We start from the raw sequence: 414 nt of genomic DNA, 5'->3' as shown, positions 1-414 counted from the left end.
TGGGCGGGTGACGATCCGGCGCGCGAGGGACTGCTCGACACGCCCAAGCGGGTCGCGCGGGCGTGGAAGGAATATTGCAGCGGCTATGGCGAGGATCCGGCGGTCCATCTGTCGCGCACTTTCGAAGAGGTCGGCGGCTATGACGAGATCGTGCTGCTGCGCGACATCCCCTTTCAGTCGCACTGCGAGCATCATATGGCGCCGATCACCGGCAAGGCCTCGATCGCCTATCTGCCGCGCGAGCGCGTGGTCGGCATTTCCAAGCTGGCGCGCGTCCTGAACGGCTATGCCCGCCGCCTGCAGGTGCAGGAGCGGCTGACCGCCGAGGTCGCCAAGTGCATCTGGGACAATCTGCATCCGCATGGCGTCGCGGTGGTAATCGATGCGCAGCACGGCTGCATGACCGGCCGCGGC

The 414-nt window shown here is 66.9% G+C and carries 1 protein-coding gene; it reads left to right on the top strand.

Annotated elements, in window-relative coordinates; all coding sequences use genetic code 11:
• Window positions 1-414, top strand: a 414-nt coding sequence (folE, locus tag EBMC1_RS13685; RefSeq protein WP_003048481.1) for a GTP cyclohydrolase I, incomplete at both ends; no start/stop codon positions are given.

The organism is Sphingopyxis sp. MC1, from assembly GCF_000371385.1.
Lineage (GTDB): Bacteria > Pseudomonadota > Alphaproteobacteria > Sphingomonadales > Sphingomonadaceae > Sphingopyxis > Sphingopyxis terrae.
This window is presented reverse-complemented; position numbering and strand designations above follow the sequence as displayed.